The sequence below is a fragment of the Caballeronia sp. LZ029 genome (assembly GCF_031451275.1).
In the GTDB taxonomy this organism is placed as follows: domain Bacteria; phylum Pseudomonadota; class Gammaproteobacteria; order Burkholderiales; family Burkholderiaceae; genus Caballeronia; species Caballeronia jiangsuensis.
The window spans coordinates 1118889-1134442 of the sequence record NZ_JARUXO010000003.1; the positions used below are offsets into that span (position 1 = coordinate 1118889).

Annotated in this window: 14 protein-coding genes and 3 pseudogenes; 5 read left to right on the forward strand and 12 right to left on the reverse strand. The window is 61.9% G+C overall.

Annotated features, from left to right (window positions below; genetic code table 11):
- Positions 1-239: 239 nt before the first annotated feature.
- The 3 genes from QCE73_RS24515 to QCE73_RS24525 form a co-directional block, all read right to left on the reverse strand.
- Entirely contained in the window at positions 240-1007 is a 768-nt protein-coding gene (locus tag QCE73_RS24515; protein ID WP_309883947.1) for an SDR family oxidoreductase, read from the reverse strand.
- A 185-nt stretch (positions 1008-1192) separates the two neighbouring features.
- The gene (locus tag QCE73_RS24520) at positions 1193-2107 is read right to left on the reverse strand and encodes a LysR family transcriptional regulator (RefSeq protein WP_309883948.1); all 915 of its coding nucleotides are present in this window, start codon (positions 2105-2107) and stop codon (positions 1193-1195) included.
- Positions 2108-2555: 448 nt separating this feature from the next.
- A complete protein-coding gene (locus QCE73_RS24525; protein ID WP_309883949.1) occupies positions 2556-3437 on the reverse strand; it encodes a hypothetical protein in 882 nt (293 codons plus the stop codon).
- A 193-nt stretch (positions 3438-3630) separates the two neighbouring features.
- Between QCE73_RS24525 and QCE73_RS24530 the strand changes: the two genes are divergently transcribed.
- Complete coding sequence (locus QCE73_RS24530; RefSeq protein WP_309883950.1) at positions 3631-4356, forward strand: Crp/Fnr family transcriptional regulator; 726 nt, start codon at positions 3631-3633, stop codon at positions 4354-4356.
- Between the two features lie 233 nt (positions 4357-4589).
- Here QCE73_RS24530 and QCE73_RS24535 read toward each other — a convergent pair.
- Positions 4590-4793: pseudogene (locus QCE73_RS24535) on the reverse strand (IS5/IS1182 family transposase); the annotation flags it as partial.
- Between the two features lie 177 nt (positions 4794-4970).
- Positions 4971-5642, reverse strand: a complete 672-nt coding sequence (locus tag QCE73_RS24545) for a TetR/AcrR family transcriptional regulator (RefSeq protein ID WP_309883951.1) — start codon at positions 5640-5642, stop codon at positions 4971-4973.
- 234 nt (positions 5643-5876) lie between these two features.
- On the opposite strand from QCE73_RS24545, the gene QCE73_RS24550 reads away from it, so the two are divergent.
- From QCE73_RS24550 to QCE73_RS24560, 3 genes and pseudogenes are all read left to right on the forward strand, one after another.
- Complete coding sequence (locus QCE73_RS24550; protein ID WP_309883952.1) at positions 5877-6350, forward strand: nuclear transport factor 2 family protein; 474 nt, start codon at positions 5877-5879, stop codon at positions 6348-6350.
- A gap of 24 nt (positions 6351-6374) precedes the next feature.
- Positions 6375-7811, forward strand: coding sequence for an MFS transporter (locus QCE73_RS24555; RefSeq protein ID WP_309883953.1), 1437 nt, complete (start codon positions 6375-6377; stop codon positions 7809-7811).
- A gap of 195 nt (positions 7812-8006) precedes the next feature.
- Positions 8007-8723: pseudogene (locus QCE73_RS24560) on the forward strand (IS6 family transposase).
- Between the two features lie 235 nt (positions 8724-8958).
- On the opposite strand, the gene QCE73_RS24565 reads toward QCE73_RS24560, so the two are convergent.
- The gene (locus QCE73_RS24565; protein WP_309883954.1) at positions 8959-10206 is read right to left on the reverse strand and encodes an NAD(P)/FAD-dependent oxidoreductase; all 1248 of its coding nucleotides are present in this window, start codon (positions 10204-10206) and stop codon (positions 8959-8961) included.
- Positions 10207-10333: 127 nt separating this feature from the next.
- Here QCE73_RS24565 and QCE73_RS24570 point away from each other — a divergent pair, with 127 nt between their 5' ends.
- Positions 10334-11074 carry a methyltransferase domain-containing protein gene (locus QCE73_RS24570; protein ID WP_309884196.1) on the forward strand — a complete coding sequence of 247 codons (741 nt, stop codon included), beginning with the start codon at positions 10334-10336 and terminating at the stop codon, positions 11072-11074.
- A 51-nt stretch (positions 11075-11125) separates the two neighbouring features.
- Here QCE73_RS24570 and QCE73_RS24575 read toward each other — a convergent pair.
- The 6 genes and pseudogenes from QCE73_RS24575 to QCE73_RS24600 all read right to left on the reverse strand — a co-directional run.
- Positions 11126-11374 (reverse strand): annotated as a pseudogene (locus QCE73_RS24575) (excinuclease ABC subunit A); the annotation flags it as partial.
- Between the two features lie 9 nt (positions 11375-11383).
- A complete protein-coding gene (locus tag QCE73_RS24580; RefSeq protein ID WP_309883955.1) occupies positions 11384-11809 on the reverse strand; it encodes a hypothetical protein in 426 nt (141 codons plus the stop codon).
- 61 nt (positions 11810-11870) lie between these two features.
- Positions 11871-13106: a beta-ketoacyl synthase N-terminal-like domain-containing protein gene (locus QCE73_RS24585; protein ID WP_309883956.1), complete on the reverse strand. Its 1236-nt coding sequence runs from the start codon at positions 13104-13106 to the stop codon at positions 11871-11873.
- Positions 13103-14329 carry a beta-ketoacyl-ACP synthase gene (locus QCE73_RS24590; RefSeq protein ID WP_309883957.1) on the reverse strand — a complete coding sequence of 409 codons (1227 nt, stop codon included), beginning with the start codon at positions 14327-14329 and terminating at the stop codon, positions 13103-13105. Before QCE73_RS24590 ends, QCE73_RS24585 begins: the two co-directional genes overlap by 4 nt.
- On the reverse strand, positions 14330-15055 hold the full coding sequence (locus QCE73_RS24595) for a 3-ketoacyl-ACP reductase FabG2 (protein ID WP_309883958.1): 726 nt from the start codon (positions 15053-15055) through the stop codon (positions 14330-14332).
- The gene (locus QCE73_RS24600; protein ID WP_309883959.1) at positions 15052-15549 is read right to left on the reverse strand and encodes a hotdog family protein; all 498 of its coding nucleotides are present in this window, start codon (positions 15547-15549) and stop codon (positions 15052-15054) included. The genes QCE73_RS24595 and QCE73_RS24600 overlap by 4 nt, the downstream gene beginning before the upstream one ends.
- Positions 15550-15554 lie beyond the last annotated feature (5 nt).

Consider the following 15554-nt stretch of genomic DNA (forward strand, 5'->3'; position numbering starts at 1 on the left):
TCGTGTAAGGGCCGATCACCTCGGCGGCGAGGGTCTCCGATTGACCTCGGGCGGTCAACCACTGGCACCGACATCGAAGCAAAAGCGGTCGCACATGCGACGCGCAGCCGCTCCTGACGCTGTCCCCATCGGTTCCGTCAACTGCGTGCGATTCCCTCGACTAGCACCGCTCGGTAGGTTGCACCCCTGAACCGATCACGGCGCCGCCGCAGTGTCAGCGAAATGCTTGGCGGCCCAGGTCAGGCAATCCATCCGCCGTCGACCGTCAGGCTCTCCCCGGTCGTATAGCCTGCTTCGTGGCTGGCTAGATAAGCTACGGCCGCTGCGATTTCTTCCGGTTTTCCGAAACGGCCAACGCTTGCGAGCTTCGTCATCGTTGCGTGGTCTTCCGTGCCGGGTTGCGGAGCGAGTTCTGTATCGATCGGGCCGGGTTGCACGGCATTCACGGTCACGCCGAATTTCCCGAGTTCACGCGATAACCCGCGCGTAAAGCCTCTGAGGGCGAATTTCGAGGCGATGTAGAGCGTCACGCCAGGCAAGGGCGCGGCTTCGCCGAAAGCCGAGCCCACGTTGATGATGCGCCCCCAGCCTGCCGCGACCATGCGCGCTGCCGCGTCTTTTGCCAGTTCGATCGGCGCGCGCACATTCAGGTTGAAGTGCGTGTCGTACGACGTGTCCGACGAATCGAGGAACGGCCCATATTCGACTGTGCCAGCGTTGTTGACGAGAATATCGAGCCGCCCTTCGAAGCGGCCGCCGAACGCACCATTCAGCGAGTCAATGAGGCTCTTGACGCCTTCTGGCTGCGACAGATTGGCGCCGACAGCCTCGGCCTCGCCGCCGGCATCGCGGATTTTCTTGACGACGGCTTCGGCCCGCGCGGCACTCGATGCGTAGTGAACGATGACGGATGCGCCGTCGCGCGCAAGACGCGCCGCAATAGCCGCGCCGATTCCACGCGAAGCGCCCGTCACGAGGGCGAGTTTGCCTTTCAGAGCTTGGGTCATGCTTTTCCTCAACAGTAGGTTTTGAAGCGGTCCTCCGGCTTGAACAGCCGGAAGGGACTGCTGCATCGGAGCCAATGTTTCGTGCATTGGTTGATGCGTATCCTCCGCTGAGGCGGAATCGCCCGGTAGCCGCGGGCGGGGAATAGCGCCTATTCCTGCTGCGAGGGGGCAAAGGTGCGCAGCATCTAGCCGGTGAGGCCTGCGCCAGAGTTGCGATCATTGAGAAGGTGCTCGACAAACGCGATGAAGGCACGCGCCTTCGTGGTTGCCATGCGACCGGACGGGAAAACCGCCCACAGGTCGATCGGCGGCAACGTCCAGTCAGTCAGGACGGCCTGAACCGTGCCGTTTGCGAGTTCGGGGGCGAACATCCATTCCGAAGCGACGGCAAAGCCCATGTGCCCGAGTACCGCCGTGCGCATGCCTTCAGCCGCGTTCACGCTTATCCGGCCGGACAAGGTCACGGTCGAGTCGGAGCCGTCGCTGCGGCTGAACAACCACGATTCACCGCCGCCTCGCAGAGAGTAAACGACTGCCTGATGCCGGTTAAGGTCGACAGGTGTTTGAGGGACGCCGGCTTCGGCGAAATATGACGGTGTTGCGACGACGAACCGCCGCGCGCTGGAGATGCGACGCGCGGTCATGGTCGAATCGTCCAGCGTGCCCATACGCAGTGCGACATCGACGCCCTCTCCAAGCAAATCGACGGACCGATCGTCAAGTACGATGTCGATGCTCAGATTGGGGTGCTGATCCAGGAAAGACTTGAGGGCTGGCAAGACATGCAGCCGAGCGAACGTAACGGCAGCGCCGATGCGCAATCGTCCCGACAAGCCCTCCGACGACTCGCGCACGGCCTGCTCGGCCTGATCGGCCTCATCGATGGCCCTCAGTGCGTGATCGTAGAAACGCTGACCGGCATCCGTCGGCGCGAGGCCACGTGTCGATCGCAGCAGCAGACGGGCGCCTAGACGTTCCTCCAGCTGTGCGACCGCCTTTGAGACGGCTGGCTGGCCGAGCTTCAGGCGGCGCGCGGCGGCAGAAAACGAACCCGCATCGACAACTGTTACGAAGGTCTCCATCGCCACCATGCGGTCCATGCGCCCCTCCTAGCAGATCGTTAGCGAAAATGCGCAGTGTAGCGAAACGACGACCTCCCCAGACAAAGCACGCGTTAGGTGGGACGCCGACCTGACTTAGGCGATCAGATGCTGGGGGCCGCTTCTTTTTTCCTGACTCCGATGACTGCTTTCGAGTAGAGTGCGGCCCCTTGGCAGCTTGCTCTCAAGCGCGGCTGGGTGTCGCTGATTGGCCGGCAAGCGCACGCTCGCCGGCCTTGAAAGCCTTCAAGTCGTCCGCGTCGGTGACCGTTGTTCGCCAAAAACGGTCTCCTTGATATTGAGTCGCCGCAGTCTCTCGCGAGTTTGGGGCAGCGCTTCCTCTCCCCGAAGACCAACGGCCGATGGGCCACGAGAATCTCTGCCTCCGATATGCTTGCTCAACGTGTACACACCAGCTATGAGGCAAAGGAATTGGATCTTATTGTCCTTAAGCGTTTGTGACTCGCCTCCATACACCTTCCAGCATCGCCGGTACCCATTGCTCGGCCGGGCACCGACTCCAAGTATCGGCAAGGAAAATCATCGATTCGTCACCGCTCGCCTGCCGAGCGTTCTCCAGCTCCAACAACAGCAGCGTACCCGCGGCGTAGGGGCAGCCACCCACCGTTCCATTCGATGTCGCTTGACGAAGGACCACGCCCGGAGCAAAAAGGCAGCGTTCGCTGGCCATCTCGGGCGTGAGTGTCTGCCGCACCGAGGTGTCGAGATAAAGACAGCGCATTTGATTCAGGCCTCTTACGACATTGTGTATTGCTACACTGACGGCATGGACGCCTGCAAGGTCTCCACCGACCATCGAAGCGAGCAACGCCTTGGCGCGCGTCACCTTGCCCGTCACTTTCCAAGCCAAATTGCGCACCGCATTACCCGGCGCTAGCGACGCAGCAATCACTTCCGCAGCGGCCCAGGTATCCTCGTCAGCTTCGAACGCGGGGCTGAATAAGCGGCCGATGATCTGCTGCACGAGCGGCCCGACCGCGACATCGGGATTCGACTCGCGAATCCACGCTGCCAATGGCTCCAAATCGGCGGGGGCCGCACGGATATTCGGTGCGGCCGCGTTGAGTTTCTTCCACAACGCGTCCTGTTGAATTTCTCGTCCGATTGCCTTTCTCGCGCTCATCGTTGGGAATCGGTGTCCGTTGTAGGACAGCACCCCAAGTATGCGGCGGACCAACAGACTGTTGAGCAATGGCTTGCCAGAGCCAAAAACGCGGTCAAGCGTGTCGTCACGTGCGATTTGAAGGATGTCAGCAGGCTGATCCACCTTGATGACATCGACAAGACCCGGAATGTGTTTATGTTCCACGACTGTGCACCTCGAAGGAGTCATTCTTTCAGCTCGCGTGGGGCGGCAGGCCCAGGCATTTTCCATCGCTGCCACTTGCGCGCTCGAACAGGGCTGACGCCCGCGATGACCTTCCCGCGTCGTCAGATACGAGCCCCGATCATGCCGTCGAAACCGGCTAATATCTATCAGCTACCCGACAGATTCGCACCCTATGACTTCCGATGCGCAGCGCTATCGACCACAACTTGCAACAACACCGTGGTTCAAGGATTTGCCGATCGAGCTTCAGGACTATCTTGTCGCTCGCTCTGACCTGCTCCGATTAGAGAAGGGGCAACAGCTTTATCGGCGCGGCGAACAGTCGTTCGGCCTGTACGCAATTCTCGATGGTGCATTGTCGATTGGCACCGTCGGAGCGGATGGAAAAGAAGCGTTGCTCGCCGTCGTTGGGCCGACCGCCTGGATCGGCGAAGTCTCGATGTTCGATGGGCTGCCTCGCCCGCACGATGTGTCAGCAATGCGTAAGACTCTCGTGCTTCACATACCCGGTCCCGCGTTGGAAAGCCTGCTTAGAGTTCATCCTGCTTACTGGCGGAATTTTGGCTTGTTGATGGCGCAAAAAATCCGGATCTCTTTTGAGACCAACGAAGCCATGATACTGTTGCCCGCCGCTCAGCGCCTAGCAAGTCGCTTATTGCTGATCGCTGGTGGCTACGGCGGGATTAATGCGGAACAGAGCAGGATAAAGCTCTCGCAAGATACCTTGGCTTCAATGGTCTCGCTTACTCGGCAGACGACGAACCAACTACTCAAGAACCTTGAGAGTCAGGGTATTGTCGATCTGAAATTCGGGGAAATCGTTATTCTTGATTTTGATCGCCTGCGCGCTGCCAGTGTCAATGATCCCGGCCCTTGTGGCGCAAATCCGGCTACCTAGATCGTCGCTGCTTCAGTGCGCCACTTTGAACGACGAACGAGAAAGGCGAGCTGGAAGCCTGTGCAGCCAATTTGTCCGCCAGACACCCCTTACCAGTCATCGGCGAATCAATATTGAGGTTCGCCTCTTGGCCGAGCCCTGTCGGATGACCGACGTGAGAGCTTCGGCCTTTGCGGACGTTCGCTGATTTTTGACGAGCTATCTACAGGGTTCGACACTGCGAAAAGCGTGACGATGCTCGCCTTCATCTTCTCGGCACACTCGGTCACCATGTCCGGGTACAGAAAAGGGTTCAGCATCCGGCGCTTGCTGGGCATCATCGCGATGAATTGCGCCTCAGGGCGTCTGTCCACGCCGCGGTAGCCCGAGTAGCCGAAGGCGACCTCTTCATCGCGGTACAGCAGGCGCCCAGCAACATTGATGGCGGCCACGTTCGCCGATTGGGGAACGGCGGCCGCCCGGTCTTGCTCCTGGGCCATTGCGGCCCGATGATCTGCGCCAGTGCGTTCCACGGACTCACGCGCTCCATCTCGTCGCGGAACGCGCGCTTGCGTCGTCTTTGTCGACAGGTTCAATCCCGGGCTGATCTGCTTCATGGGCTCGATGTTCGCGGCTCAGGTGTCCTCAGGCAATGAGGGTGCGTACTGGGTTTTGCAGACCTTCTTTGGCATCGGCTGCACCACTGCGGCATCCCACATCCCCATCGCGTCGGTCACGGCCTTCTCGATGACGGCATGCCGGACACGATCGCGGGCGAGCACAGACAGTCCCTGGAAAAAGCAGTCGAACGCGGTGGACAGCGATGCCGGATCCGTGCTGCTGCGCAGTTCCCCACTCTCAATGCCCCGTACTACGCAGGCGCGGAAGCCGGCGCGCGTGCGACTGCGCACCTCACGAAGCAACTGGGTGATCGCTTCGCTGCCGGTGGAACTGGCCCCGACAACGCCGAGCGCGACCATACAGCCTTTCGGGTGGCCGCTCTCAATCTGCATCCTTGCCGACCGGAGCAGTGCCAGGAACACACCTTCCCGTGGCGGAAGCGACGTGTCATGGAGACTACGGGTCACCTTGCCGTAAATCTCCATGTATCGCTCCAACGCCTCCTTGTACAGCGCCTCCTTGGACTCAAAGGCCGCATAGAAGCTAGGTGCGGAGATGCCCCCGCCGATCGCCGCCTTTAACTGCGACAAAGACGTCGACTCATAGCCATGTTCCCAGAACAGGTGCATCGCCGAAATGATCGCCGCATCACGGTCGAACGCACGTGGCCGACCCCGCTGAACCATGAACATCTCCGTCAGTCAAAATATATATACTAATCGATACACAATCTGTGAACAAGTCGCGACATACAACTTCCCGCGCATGGCAGCGGGCCGTTCAAGAAGGCAGTTGACGCGGCCTTCCAAGTTCTCTTATATTTATACCACTCGGTACGTAAATCCTGAGCAGCGCGGGGTCATCACACGAACCCCGCATTTTTTTCACTATTTATGTACCACTCGGTACGGAAATAACCCATGTCCAAAGAACTTGAAGCACGCCTTGACGCCATCGAAAGCCGCTTCGCGATCGATGCGCTTATCGCCAACTACGCCGAGGCGTTCGACACCATGAACATCGAGCTGCTGGCCACTCTCTGGCATCCCGAATCGCGACTGCTTCTGGGTGCAAACGGCAACTCCGACGGCCTGGAGGCCATCCTGGCGCAAGCACGGATCAACATGAAGCGCATGCCCCACATGCATCATTGGATGGCGAATGCCCTGATCACGGTGGACGGTGACAACGGCCACGGGCTGGTGGCGGCGGACTGTCTTTTTTACGACGTCGATCAGGGCACGCTTCAAGTGAGCGGCCAATACCGCGACGTCTATCAGCGACGCGAAGGCCGCTGGGGATTCCTGGAGCGCACCTTCACCATGCACTACGCTACGCCGCTCCAAAACTGGCACCCCATCACTGGAACAGAACGCTTCGGCCGCCCGGCCTGACGCGGCCCGCGGCCGCCTAAACTTATGCATACGACAACCTCTTCCACGCGTCGATGGTCGGCGTTCGCGGTGTTGCTGGTGGGAGCATTTCTGCCTCCGCTGGACTTCTTCATCGTGAACGTCGCCCTGCCGTCCATCCAAAACACCCTCCACACAAGCGCTGCAGAGTTGCAACTCGTTATTTCCGGATACGCCGCGGCTTACGCGGTCTTCCTTATCACAGGAGGACGGCTAGGCGATTTGTTCGGCCGGCGGAGGATCTTCCTTATCGGCGTCACGGGCTTCGGACTGACATCGGTGATCTGCGGCCTGGCATCGTCACCCGCCATGCTGATACTCGGGCGTGTGCTGCAGGGCCTGAGCGCCGCCGCCATGGCGCCGCAAGGACTGGCCTCCATTCACGCCCTGTTCCCTGAGAAGGAGCGCGCGCGTGCTTTGGGCCTCTACGGCGCCGCGGTGGGACTGGCCGCTGTAGCTGCGCAGGCGCTCGGCGGTGCGTTGATCTCTGCGGACATCTTTCACCTGGAGTGGCGCGTCATCTTTCTCATCAACTTGCCCGTCGTCGCCGCCGTCCTGATCTTCGGGCTGCCGTTGCTACCCGACGTCCGCGGTAACAGCCCGGCACCTGTAGACCGCATCGGGGTGCTGCTTTGCGCGCTCACGCTGGGCTTGCTCATCGTGCCCCTGGTCGAAGGGCGGGAGCTGGATTGGCCCTGGTGGGCCTGCGCAATGCTGATCGCGTGCCCCGTCGCTGGCGTAGGCTTCTGCCGATATGAGGTGGCCTACGCCCGCCGAGGCGGCGTGCCCCTGATCAGCGTCGATCTGATCCGGAGGCCTGGCCTGATGAGCGGGCTTACGGGCGTACTCTTCTTCTACGTCGTCTCTGCTTTCTTCCTGACGTTCTCCGTCTACCTCCAGGGGGCGCTTGGCATGAGCCCATTCGAGACAGGGCTGGTTTTCCTGCCGTTCGGAGTCGGCGCCTTCATCGGGCCGCTGACGACGCCGCTCGCCATCCGCCTCTTCGGCGACCGCGTCCCCGCCATCGGCATGATGCTCGAGGTCGTCGGCTGCATACTCCTCGCCGCCCTCGTGGCCGGCGCGCCCGGACAGATGCCGGCTCAGTTTCCGCTGATCGGGGCGGTAGCACTCCTGGGATTCGGTCAGGGCTGGGCGCTGCCGACGCTGGTGCGCTCGGTTATCAATCGAGCACCGGCGACCGGTTCCGGGATGATCGCGGGCATCACGAATTCGGCGTTGCAAATCAGCGCAGCACTGGGTGTCGCGGTCATCGGCGGCGTCTTCTTCAGTGTCGCAGGGACTTCACCGGATCCGGAAACCCTCGCCAGAGCACTTGTCGTCGCAATGATGTGTGTCGGCGGCAGCCTGACCGTTTCCGCCGTCCTGTCTATCGTCGCTTCAAGATCGAACGTTCAAGCCGCTGCAAGGACCGCGCCTCATTGAGTCCTGCTCCCGTCACTCTCGTCGACTTGATTTGGACGCCCGCCTGTTGACACGCTTGCGCGATCATCGTTCCAAACGCGGATGTTTCGTACGACGAGCACGACGGGTCCGGAATAGAAGCGGTTAGATAAATCGGTTCTGTCGCGCTAACGCGGTCAAGTAGGATCTGTCAGACCGTAACGCATGACGAGCACGATGGCAAAGACAATGACGCCGCGCAAGACGCTGCCTGCTGGCATTGGCAAGGTATTGAAGCGGCTGCATTATCCTGGACGTGATCCTGCTGTGCGTCCGATGGTATGTGGCGTATTCGCTGAGCCTGCGCAACCTTGAAGAAATGATGGCCGAGCGGGGCATCGATGTGGATCATTCGAGCGTGCACCGCTGAGTTATCAAGCTGCTGCCGGTGTTTGAAAAAGCATTCCGCAAGCGCAAACGGCCAGTCGGCACGAGCTGGCGCGTCGATGAGACCTACGTCAAGGTCAAGGGCCAATGGAAATACTCTACCGTGCCGTCGACAAGGTAGGCAACACGGTGGATTTCTTGCTGCGCGCCCATCGTGACAAGGCCGCTGCTCGCCGCTACTTCGAGAAAGCGATTGAACAGAACGGCGAGCCCGAGACAATTACCGTGGACAAGATCGGCGCGAATCTGGCTGCGCTTGAAGCGCTCAATGTCGAGCGGTCAACGCCGATCAAGGTCCGGCAAAACAAATACCTGAACAACGTCGTCGAGCAGGATCACCGCGCCGTCAAACGCATCATTAAGCCGATGATGGGGTTTAAGGATTTCCGCTGCGCGCGCATCATCTTGTCCGGCATAGAGATCGCGCACATGATTCCCAAGGGGCAGATGTGTGAAACTGGCGTCGCTTCGAGCGCAGCCGAGCAATCCTATTCTCTCGCGATGTAAGCATTCCGATTTAACTCACGCGCTTGCTCGTCCCGCCGGCCTTAACGCGACACAACCCCGAACAACGCCTCCAGACTCTTCAGCTTGTTCATCGCGGGTCATAAGCTGGTTGCTCGACCCTATTTGCACCAGAGCCCGCCGCCCCTGCCAGCGGCCTCACTCATCCACAACCTCCGATCACCTGCTCAACCGCCCAACAAGGCGTCATCACCAACGCCCATCCTAACCAAATCCGTCACCCACGTCGCACACACATTTCGTGCAACGTGTTCAACCGCCGAACCGGCTCGACGACATAAGGATTCGTCTCATCCCATGCGTACCCGGCGAGCACGGCGCTGATCATTCGACGTATCGTCGGCGCCTGCTCACGCGCGAAGATGATGTCCTGCAGCTTCCCCGTATACCAGTTCTCGACGAACGCACGAAACGTGTCGATGCCCTTGCGCAGCGGCATATCGTATTGCGTCTGCCAGTCGATGGCCTCGCCGTTCAACTGACGCTCCAGCGTTTCAACAGCGAGATGCGCGGACCGCAGCGCGATCGTCACGCCCGAAGAAAACACGGGGTCCAGGAATTCGCCCGCATTGCCAAGCAGCGCGTAACCCGGACCATGCAGTCGTTCGACATTCGCCGAGTACCCACCGATATGCCGCACCGGCATCAAGAAAGGCGCATCGCCGATCAGCCGGTTCAGCGTCGGCTCGCTGCGAATCAACGAACGCAACTTCGCTTCACGCTCCGCTTCGGGCGCATCGAGAAACGACGCTTCGGCGACACATCCGACTGACGAGCGTCCGTTCGCCAACGGAATCATCCAGTACCAGATATCGCGATGCTCGGGATGCACGGCGACCGTGATCTTGTTGCGATCGTGCGCACCGACGGGAATGTCGTCGCGCACGTGAGTGAAGATCGCGGCGCGCGTGGGCATGCGCGTAGGCGCTTCGAGGTTCAGGAGACGTGGCAGCACGCGGCCGAAACCGCTTGCATCGAGCACGAAACGCGCATGTACCTGATATCGCGTGCCCGCCTCGTCAGCGACTTCGAGCGCGGGTGCATCGCCCGTTTTCATTTCGAGAACCGTATGGCCGAAACGCACTTCGGCGCCCTCCTTCGCCGCGCGACGAATCAACAGATCGTCGAACACGGCACGCTCGACCTGGAATGTCGTGCCCCAGCCGTCGGAATGCTTGTCGCGAAAATCGTAAGCGGACACCTGATCGCGATGGACGAAGTGCGCGCCGTTCTTGTACTGAAATCCGGCTTCCACGACGTCCTGCAACATGCCCGCTTCTTCGAGATACGCCATGCTTTGCGGCAGCAGACTTTCGCCGATCGAAAAGCGCGGAAAGTGTTGCCGCTCCAGCACCAGCACCGAACGTCCGGCCTTCCGGAGCAACGCCGCGGCGACCGCACCCGAAGGGCCGGCTCCGATGATGGCGACATCGACGGAGGTATTCATACAACATTCATTGTTCATCGTTAATTCCCATGAAGGCGGCTGCAAACCAAAGGGCGAATACGACGCTCGCGCGACGGATCAGCGATTACAATCGAGCCACCCAATTGTCAAAGATTCGACTACTATTTCTTTACCGGATTTAATTGTGCAGAATACCGAAACATCCAGCGTGCCGTTCGTTTCTGAAACTGCGTTCGGCGTCTGGTTCCTGCGCACGCATACGTGGGAACACCACGTACTGCGCGTCGCCATCGACGACCTCAAAGGCCTGATCGACGTCCCGCTGCCCGTTCGTCCCACGATCGTCGATGTCGGCTGCGGGCAAGGGGTTTCGTTTCGACTGCTGGCGAAAGCGTTCTCGCCGCAGCGTATCGTCGGCATCGACTTCCACGAGCCATCGCTCGCGCTCGCAACGAATGCCGCGCTCGCCTGCGAAGGCGATTCTGACACCGCCGTTACGCGCATCGAAGTGTTGCACGGCGACTGCGCGAATTTGCCGCTAGGCGACGCCAGCGCGGATATCGTCTTCTGTCACCAGACGTTTCATCACCTCGTCGAGCAGGAACGCGCGCTCGCCGAGTTCCGCCGCGTGCTCAAGCCCGGCGGCTTGCTGCTGTTCGCCGAATCCACCGATGCGTATATCAAATCGTGGGTCATCCGCCTGCTGTTCCGTCATCCAATGCAAGTGCAAAAGAGCGCGGACGGGTATCTCGAGATGATCCGCAACGGTGGCTTCAGCTTCGAACCCCGAAACGTGTCGCTGCCCTACCTGTGGTGGAGCCGTGCAAAAGACTTCGGACTGCTGGAGCGCATCGGTCTCTATGCCCCGAAGCCGGGCAAGCGGCGCGAGACGCTCGTGAACGTTGCTGCCGTCAAGCCCATCTGACCGCGAAACGCGGCGCGCCTTCGAACACGCGCGCCGCACGTCCTTTCCGCGTTACTTCTTCAGCGTCACCACTTCGCCCTTCAGCGCCACGCCCGCGACTACCGCACCCGCGCCACAGGTGAACTCCGTCGCACTCTCACGTTCGACGTTCCGGTAGTTGCTCTTGATGTTGATGATCGCATTGCCGCCTTCCTTGCGCACGCGATCCTGCAACTCCAGCACCGCCGACAGGAACACGTGCTGGCACGCGGTTTCATCGCTCTTGCCGAACGAGTTGGTCTTCTTGTTCGTTGCGAACTCGTGGTGTGCTTATTGCGCGTCGAACTGCACGAGGTCGCCGCGCACGGCTATCGTCGAACCGTTGTTGCTCGATCCGCACGAAAACTCCTTCGATGACGATGTTTCCGTGTGCTGGAAGCGCGTCGTCACGTTGACGACAGCGTTCGCCTTGTGTGCGCCCGCATAGTCGCGCAACTGCTGCAGTGCCTTGCCCAGCGCGATGTTGCACGTCGCTTCCTGACCGCTCATCTCGCGCGGGACACGCGCGCGCACTTCCTTGGTCTCGATCAATTTCTTCACGTTCGGATGTGCCTCGTCGCCGAAATACAGCGGCACGCCCTGCTTGCTTTGCGCCTGCACTTCGGCGGGCATCGGCAGCGAGCGGATCTGCGTCGTGCATCCGGCTTGCGATATCACGATGGCGGCTACCATGCCGAGGACAATCTTGGTTTTCATACGTTGGTCACTCTTGTTTTGATTTTCGAATCACACCCGTCATTGCACCGACGGGCACCGGTCAAACACTCCTGAACATCAGGCCCGCGCAGCTTCCGCCGAAGCCGAACGACACCGACATCGCACGCGCGATATCCGCCTCGCGCGTGGTTTGCACGAGCGGCATGCCGTGCGCAAGCGGGTCCGGGGATTCGACCGCTCCCGTCCCCGCGATGAACCCGTCACGCATCATCAGTAGCGTGTAGATCGCTTCGTGCGCGCCGCATGCGCCGATCGAATGCCCCGTCATGCCCTTGGTCGATGAGAACGGCGGCACGTGCGCGCCGAACACGTCGCGTAATGCGCGCAGTTCTTCGGCATCGCCGAGCGGCGTGGAAGGCGCCTGCGTGTTGATGTACTCGGGCCCTTCGTCGATATCGCCCGCATCGTCGAGCGTCATGCGCAATGCGCGCGCGATGCCGCCGCTGTGCGGCGTCACCATGCCCGTGCTGTCCGTACTCTCGCCGAAGCCGGTCAGCTCGGCGTAGATGCGTGCGCCGCGTGCGAGCGCGTGGTCCAGCGATTCGAGCACCAGCACGCCCGCACCGGAGCCGATCACGAAGCCGTCGCGCGCGGTGTCGTAAGGACGCGAAGCGCGCGCCGGCGTCTCGTTGAAGCCGCGCGACAACGCGTGCATCGCGTCGAACATCAACGTCATGTTGTCGTGCAACGCTTCGCTGCCGCCCGCGAGCACGACGTGTTGCCGTCCGGTGCGTATCAACTGCAGCGCCTGCCCGATCGCGAGTGCGGATGTCGTGCACGCCGACGAAGGCGAGTACGCGACGCCCTCGATGCCGAAGGTCTGCGCCACGTTCGCCGAGGCCGTGCTGCTCATCGCGCGCGGCACCGTATAGGGCGGCGTTCTGTCGACGCCATGCGCGTGCGCCGCGGCGAGCGCCACGTCGTACTCCGCCATTGCGCCGACGCCCGAACCGATCACCGCGCCCGTCTTCGGCGAGCGCAGCATGGCTTCGTCGAGCCGCGCATCGTCGATACCCTTCTTCGCCGCGTGGCACGCGAAGCGCGCCGTGTCGCCCATGAAGCGCTCGAGCTTGCGGTCGAACGGCGGCTCGTCAGCGACGGACGCTACCGCCGCGACTTGCGAATGAAAGCCGCGCTCGCGCCACGCGTCGATACGCGTCACGCCGCGCTTGCCTTCGCGCAACGCGTGACTCACCGCGTCGAGCGAATTGCCGAGACACGAGACAATGCCCATGCCCGTCACGACGACGCGCTGCATGACCCGCGCTGCATTCATCGAACGATCCGGAAAATCAGCGACGTATTGATGCCGCCGAACGCGAAGTTGTTGCTCATCACGTATTCGGCATCGATGGCGCGCGCATCGCCGGTGATGTAATCGAGCGGCGCGCACGCGGGATCGACCTCGGTGAGATTGAGCGTCGGCGCATACCAGTTGCGCTTCATCATCTCGATGGTCCACCACGCCTCGATCGCGCCGCACGCACCGAGCGTGTGCCCGATGTAGCTCTTGAGCGAACTGATCGGCATGCGCTCGCCGAAGGTCTGGGCAGTCGCCTGACTTTCCGCGACATCGCCGCGATCCGTCGATGTGCCGTGCGCATTCACATAGGCGATGGCCTGCGGGTCGAGCCGTGCATCATCGAGTGCAAGCTGCATCGCGCAGGCCATCGTGCTTGCGGTCGGTTGCGTGATATGCGCGCCGTCCGAGTTGCAGCCGAAGCCGACGATCTCCGCGTGAATCGTCGCGCCGCGCGCCTTCGCGTGTTCATACTCTTCGAGCACGAGCGTGGCCGCGCCCTCGCCGACCACGAGACCGTCACGCTTCGCATCGAACGGACGCGGCGTGAGCTGCGGCTCGTCGTTGCGCGTGCTCGTCGCGTAGAGCGTGTCGAATACGGCGACTGCCGGGCCCGAGAGTTCTTCCGCGCCGCCCGCGAGCATCATCGTCTGCTTGCCTGTCGCGATGGCTTCGTACGCGAAGCCGATCGCCTGGCTGCCCGACGCGCACGCGGACGACGCCGGAATCACGCGTCCCTTCAGATCCCAGAACAGGCTCACGTTGACGGCGGTCGTGTGCGGCATCATCTGCACGTAGCTGTTCGATGTGACCTCGGTCATCGAGCCGGTGTTGAGCATCGTGCCGAACGCGCGGATCGGCTCGACGGAACCGGACGACGATCCGTACGCCACGCCCATGCGCCCGTCGCTGATCGATGTGTCGCCGGCAAGCCCTGCAGCCGCGAGTGCGAGTTCGCTCGCGCGCACGGCGTACATCGAGACGATGCCCATCGAACGGGTCTTCTTGCGCGGCCAGCCGGCGGGCTGTTCGAACGCGGGCAGCGGACACGCGAGACGCGTATGCAGCGCCTGAAAGAAGTCCCATTCGTCGATGCGGCGCACCGCGTTGCGGCCGGTCTTCAGCGCGGCCTCGACATCGCTCCAGCGATCGCCGAGCGCCGTGACGCCGCCCATACCTGTGATGACGACTCGTTTCATTCAGATCATCCCGCCGTTCACGCCGATCACCTGACGCGTCACATACGACGCCGCATCGGACATCAGGAAGCCGACGACCGCGGCCACTTCGCCCGGCTGGCCTACTCGGTTCATCGGGATGGTCTTCAGTGCATGCTCGACGGGCGCGTTCTCCAGCATCCCCGTCTCGATCAGCCCCGGCGCGACGCAGTTCACCGTGACGTTGCGCGACGCAAGCTCGACGGCGAGCGCCTTGGTCGCGCCGATCAGCCCGGCCTTCGCGGCGCTGTAGTTCACCTGCCCGCGATTGCCGATCACGCCCGACACCGATGCGATCGTGACGATGCGGCCGCCCTGCTTCGCGCGGACCATCGGCATCGTCAGCGGATGGATCACGTTGTAGAACGCGTCGAGGCCGGTTTCGATCACGACGTCCCAGTCTTCTTCCGTGAGCGCGGGGAACGCGGCGTCGCGCGTCACACCGGCGCTGCACACGATGCCGTAGTAAGGGCCGTGCGCGGCGACATCGGTTTCGAGCGCCGCGCGGCACGCGGCGCGGTCGCGCACGTCGAACTGGATGACGCTTGCCGAACCGCCCTGCGCGGCGATGCCCGCGGTCACGGCTTCGGCTTCCGTGCGGCCCGTGCGGCAATGCACGGAAACAGCGAAGCCGTCGCCGGCAAGTTGATACGCGATCGCGCGGCCGATGCCGCGGCTCGCGCCTGTTACGAGAACTCGACGGTTCATGCGCTCACGCTCCCTTCGATGAACGTCTGAAAATCATGGGGTTGATATACCTTGATGATGGCCTCGGCATAACGTTCGCCGTCATGCCCGATCGTGCATTCGTACGCGCCGTGGCCCTCTTCGCCGCGCAGCACCTCGCGCACGCCGATGTCGAGTTGCGCATCACGCGCGAACGCGCTCACGTGCGCCTGATAGCTGCGCGAGCCGAGCAGCACGCCGGGGCGCGCCTGCTCGCCCGCGCGCATCGCGAGCAGCGAGATATGCGCCGCGATGCACTGCGCCATCAACTCGATGCCGATCCACGCGGGCATCGCGCCGTGTTCGTCCGCGTACCACGCGTCAGGGCGCACGCTCGCGCGGGCCGTCAGCGTTTCGTCGTTGCATGAGGTCACCGCGTCGACGAGCAGCATCGTGCCGCGATGAGGAATGATCGATTCGATCGGCGGAAAGGTGCCGGTTAGCGCGTCGCTGAGGTACATGGTTTCGTCGATCATCGTCG

Bases quoted from the DNA above. Each gene is read 5' to 3' on its own strand.
- QCE73_RS24580 (WP_309883955.1), bottom strand. From the start codon at position 11,809: ATGAAAACCAAGATTGTCCTCGGCATGGTAGCCGCCATCGTGATATCG.
- QCE73_RS24590 (WP_309883957.1), bottom strand. From the start codon at position 14,329: ATGAAACGAGTCGTCATCACAGGTATGGGCGGCGTCACGGCGCTCGGC.
- QCE73_RS24550 (WP_309883952.1), top strand. From the start codon at position 5,877: ATGTCCAAAGAACTTGAAGCACGCCTTGACGCCATCGAAAGCCGCTTC.
- QCE73_RS24585 (WP_309883956.1), bottom strand. From the start codon at position 13,106: ATGAATGCAGCGCGGGTCATGCAGCGCGTCGTCGTGACGGGCATGGGC.
- QCE73_RS24530 (WP_309883950.1), top strand. From the start codon at position 3,631: ATGACTTCCGATGCGCAGCGCTATCGACCACAACTTGCAACAACACCG.
- QCE73_RS24515 (WP_309883947.1), bottom strand. From the start codon at position 1,007: ATGACCCAAGCTCTGAAAGGCAAACTCGCCCTCGTGACGGGCGCTTCG.
- QCE73_RS24595 (WP_309883958.1), bottom strand. From the start codon at position 15,055: ATGAACCGTCGAGTTCTCGTAACAGGCGCGAGCCGCGGCATCGGCCGC.
- QCE73_RS24555 (WP_309883953.1), top strand. From the start codon at position 6,375: ATGCATACGACAACCTCTTCCACGCGTCGATGGTCGGCGTTCGCGGTG.
- QCE73_RS24565 (WP_309883954.1), bottom strand. From the start codon at position 10,206: ATGAACAATGAATGTTGTATGAATACCTCCGTCGATGTCGCCATCATC.
- QCE73_RS24600 (WP_309883959.1), bottom strand. From the start codon at position 15,549: ATGATCGACGAAACCATGTACCTCAGCGACGCGCTAACCGGCACCTTT.
- QCE73_RS24545 (WP_309883951.1), bottom strand. From the start codon at position 5,642: ATGGTTCAGCGGGGTCGGCCACGTGCGTTCGACCGTGATGCGGCGATC.
- QCE73_RS24520 (WP_309883948.1), bottom strand. From the start codon at position 2,107: ATGGACCGCATGGTGGCGATGGAGACCTTCGTAACAGTTGTCGATGCG.